Below are 3,608 nucleotides of genomic sequence, written 5' to 3'. Positions count from 1 at the left end.
CGGCCGGGACGCCCCGGAGCCCGTGGCCAGCACGACGACGTCGCCCCGCACCTCGCGCCGGCCCCCCGAGCCCCCCGGGGAGGTCCGGACGGTGACCCCGTCGGCGTCGTGCTCGAGGGCGGTGGCGGGCTCGTCGAGCCGGACGTCGTCGGCGAGGCCCAGGTCGGTGCCGAGCTCCTCGCTCAGCCAGGCGGGCTCGCTGCGGGTGAGGAGCTCCTTGGACAGCGGCGGACGGTCGTACGGGGGGAGGCCCTCGGCGCCGAGCACGGTGACGTGCCCGTCGAACCCCTGGGCCCGGAGAGCTGCGACCGTCTGGCTGCCGGCCAGGCCGGCCCCGACGACGACGACGGACCGGGGGGCAGGACCAGGGGTGAGCACGGCCTCACGGTAGTCTCCCCGCGTGAGCGAACCGCAGGCCGAGGCGCACGAGCGGCACCGCGCCCCCGCCCTGTGGCTGGTGGCGACGGCGATCGCCCTCGCCTGCGTCGCGACCGAGGTGGTCGACGCCCAGGTCGGCGTCGTCGTGATCATCGGTACCCTCGTCGCCGCCGCGGTCGCGCGGCTCGTGGGCCGTGGACGTCACCCTGAGGGCGTCGCGGTGCGCTCGACCTGGCAGGACGCCGTGACCCTGGGCGGCCTCGCCGTCGCGATGGGTGTGCTGGTCCTCGCCCCCGGGGTCTGACCGACCGGTCCTCCCAGGCTCGCGCCCGGAGTTCACCTCCGCGACGTCGCATCGTCGAGATCTCGTGCCCGAGGCATGCGGTGAGATCTCTCGATGTCGAGTAATCTGGCGACGCAGCATCGCAGCGCCGCGGACCGCCGTCGGCGTCGCGCGCGGCCCCTGGGCGGGTGGCCGCAGGCGCCTCGGTACCCAGCGCGGGCCGAGCACGAGCAGGAGCACCGGGCGCGCAGCAGGTCACCGCCGAGGCCGTCGAGCCACCGCACGAGATCACGAGTCACCGAGCAACGGGAGTTCCGCATGGGCAAGATCAAGGTCGTCAACCCGGTCGTCGAGCTGGACGGCGACGAGATGACCCGGATCATCTGGCAGTTCATCAAGGACCGCCTGATCCACCCGTACCTCGACATCGACCTGCGCTACTACGACCTCGGCATCGAGCACCGCGACGCGACCGACGACCAGGTCACCATCGACGCAGCGCACGCCATCAAGGAGCACGGCGTGGGCGTCAAGTGCGCCACCATCACCCCCGACGAGGCCCGCGTCGAGGAGTTCGGCCTCAAGAAGATGTGGGTCTCGCCCAACGGGACCATCCGCAACATCCTCGGTGGCGTCGTCTTCCGCGAGCCGATCATCATCAGCAACATCCCGCGCCTGGTGCCCGGCTGGAACAAGCCGATCATCATCGGTCGTCACGCCCACGGCGACCAGTACAAGGCGACCAACTTCAAGGTCCCCGGCGCCGGCACGCTCACCATGACCTACACCCCGGCCGACGGCTCCGAGCCGATCCACCAGGAGGTCGTGACCTACCCCGAGGAGGGTGGCGTCGCGATGGGCATGTACAACTTCAACGAGTCGATCCGTGACTTCGCCCGGGCCTCGTTCGCGTACGGGCTGCAGCGCAGCTATCCCGTGTACCTGTCGACCAAGAACACGATCCTCAAGGCCTACGACGGCGCCTTCAAGGACATCTTCCAGGAGGTGTTCGACGCCGAGTTCGCCGCTGCCTTCGCCGAGAAGGGCCTCACCTACGAGCACCGCCTGATCGACGACATGGTCGCCGCGGCGATGAAGTGGGAGGGCGGCTACGTCTGGGCCTGCAAGAACTACGACGGCGACGTCCAGTCCGACACGGTCGCCCAGGGCTTCGGCTCGCTCGGCCTGATGACCAGCGTCCTGATGACCCCTGACGGCAAGACCGTCGAGGCCGAGGCCGCGCACGGCACGGTCACCCGGCACTACCGCCAGCACCAGGCGGGCAAGCCGACCTCGACCAACCCGATCGCGTCGATCTTCGCCTGGACGCGGGGCCTGGCCCACCGTGGCAAGCTCGACGGCACCCCCGAGGTCACCGAGTTCGCCACCACCCTCGAGGACGTCGTCATCACGACCGTCGAGAGCGGCAAGATGACCAAGGACCTCGCCATGCTCATCGGCCCCGACCAGCCGTACCTGACCACCGAGGAGTTCCTCGCGGCCCTCGACGAGAACCTCGCCGCGCGCCTCGCCTGATCCGGCACCGACCCAAGGAGACATCGATGTCCCAGAACGCTCCCGTCACCGTCACCGTCACCGGGGCGGCCGGTCAGATCGGCTACGCCCTGCTCTTCCGCATCGCCTCGGGCCAGATGCTCGGGGCTGACACCCCCGTGCGTCTGCGGCTGCTCGAGATCCCCCAGGGGGTCAAGGCCGCCGAGGGCACCGCGATGGAGCTCGACGACTGCGCCTTCCCGCTGCTCGAGTCGATCGACATCGCCGACGACCCGCGCGTCGGCTTCGAGGGTGCGAACGTCGCCCTGCTCGTGGGGGCCCGTCCCCGCACCAAGGGCATGGAGCGCGGCGACCTGCTCGAGGCCAACGGCGGGATCTTCAAGCCCCAGGGCGAGGCGATCAACGCGGTCGCCGCGCAGGACGTGCGCGTGCTGGTGGTGGGCAACCCCGCCAACACCAACGCGCTCATCGCCGCCTCGCACGCCCCGGACGTGCCCGCCGAGCGCTTCACGGCGATGACCCGCCTGGACCACAACCGTGCGCTGTCCCAGCTCGCCACCAAGACCGGGGCGAGCGTCAAGGACATCGAGAAGCTCACGATCTGGGGCAACCACTCGGCCACCCAGTACCCCGACGTCTTCCACGCCTCGGTCGCGGGCAAGCCCGTCACCGAGCTGGTCGACGAGGCGTGGCTCGCGGACACCTTCATCCCCACCGTCGCCAAGCGCGGCGCGGCGATCATCGAGGCCCGGGGCGCGTCCTCGGCGGCCTCGGCGGCCAACGCGGCCGTGGACCACGTGCACGACTGGGTCCTGGGCACCCCGCAGGGCGCCTGGACCTCGGCCGCGATCGTCTCGGACGGCTCCTACGGCGTGCCCGAGGGGCTCATCTCCTCCTTCCCGGTCACCTCGACCGGGGGTCGGTGGGAGATCGTCCAGGGGCTCGAGGTCAACGACTTCTCGCGCTCGCGGATCGACGCCTCGGTCGCCGAGCTCGTCGAGGAGCGCGACGCGGTCCAGGGGCTCGGCCTGATCTGAGCCTCCAGCGCCTCTGACGCCGACGGCGCCGTTCCCTCGCGGGGGACGGCGCCGTCGGCGTCTCTGCTCTCCTGCGCGGACGCCGGCTGCGCCCCCGGGGGCGTGGACGGAGCGGGGCCGGCTCGACCATCATGAGCCGGTGACCTCCGCGCCGACGACGCCCCGTACCGTCCCCCGTTGGTCCCCGGCCCTGGGCGGCGCGGTCCTCTGCTGGGGCGGGGCGGCCTTCCTGGTCCACCGGACGGCCGAGATCGCCGTGGTGGACGGCGTCCGCGCGCAGCTGGGCACGGGGGGGCCGGGGACGTCCTTCGGCGTGCTCGCGGTCCTCGCCGGCGGGGCGGTGCTCCTGGCGACCGGGTACGCGGTTCTCCTCGTCGCCGGTGCCCGACCGCGCG

Annotated in this window: 5 protein-coding genes; 4 read left to right on the top strand and 1 reads right to left on the bottom strand. The window is 71.8% G+C overall.

Going from position 1 to position 3,608, the window contains the following annotated elements; translation table 11 throughout:
* On the bottom strand, nucleotides 1-378 hold a 378-nt coding region (locus tag L0B03_RS15245; RefSeq protein WP_250447329.1), incomplete at its 3' end, for an FAD-dependent oxidoreductase.
* 22 nt (nucleotides 379-400) lie between these two features.
* Between L0B03_RS15245 and L0B03_RS15240 the strand changes: the two genes are divergently transcribed.
* From L0B03_RS15240 to L0B03_RS15225, 4 genes are all read left to right on the top strand, one after another.
* Nucleotides 401-682 carry a DUF3017 domain-containing protein gene (locus L0B03_RS15240; protein WP_250447327.1) on the top strand — a complete coding sequence of 94 codons (282 nt, stop codon included), beginning with the start codon at nucleotides 401-403 and terminating at the stop codon, nucleotides 680-682.
* A 297-nt stretch (nucleotides 683-979) separates the two neighbouring features.
* Nucleotides 980-2,197 carry an NADP-dependent isocitrate dehydrogenase gene (locus L0B03_RS15235; protein WP_250447325.1) on the top strand — a complete coding sequence of 406 codons (1,218 nt, stop codon included), beginning with the start codon at nucleotides 980-982 and terminating at the stop codon, nucleotides 2,195-2,197.
* A 26-nt stretch (nucleotides 2,198-2,223) separates the two neighbouring features.
* On the top strand, nucleotides 2,224-3,213 hold the full coding sequence (locus L0B03_RS15230; RefSeq protein WP_250447323.1) for a malate dehydrogenase: 990 nt from the start codon (nucleotides 2,224-2,226) through the stop codon (nucleotides 3,211-3,213).
* 139 nt (nucleotides 3,214-3,352) lie between these two features.
* Nucleotides 3,353-3,608, top strand: a 256-nt coding sequence (locus tag L0B03_RS15225; RefSeq protein WP_250447321.1) for a hypothetical protein, incomplete at its 3' end; no start/stop codon positions are given.

It is taken from the genome of Actinotalea sp. C106 (genome assembly GCF_023630195.1).
In the GTDB taxonomy this organism is placed as follows: domain Bacteria; phylum Actinomycetota; class Actinomycetes; order Actinomycetales; family Cellulomonadaceae; genus Actinotalea.
The sequence above is the reverse complement of the archived record's forward strand: the minus strand, read 5'-3'. Positions and strand labels throughout refer to the sequence as shown.

Excerpts from the sequence above, each read along its gene's own strand:
- L0B03_RS15235 (WP_250447325.1), top strand. The coding sequence starts at position 980 with ATGGGCAAGATCAAGGTCGTCAACCCGGTCGTCGAGCTGGACGGCGAC.
- L0B03_RS15230 (WP_250447323.1), top strand. The coding sequence starts at position 2,224 with ATGTCCCAGAACGCTCCCGTCACCGTCACCGTCACCGGGGCGGCCGGT.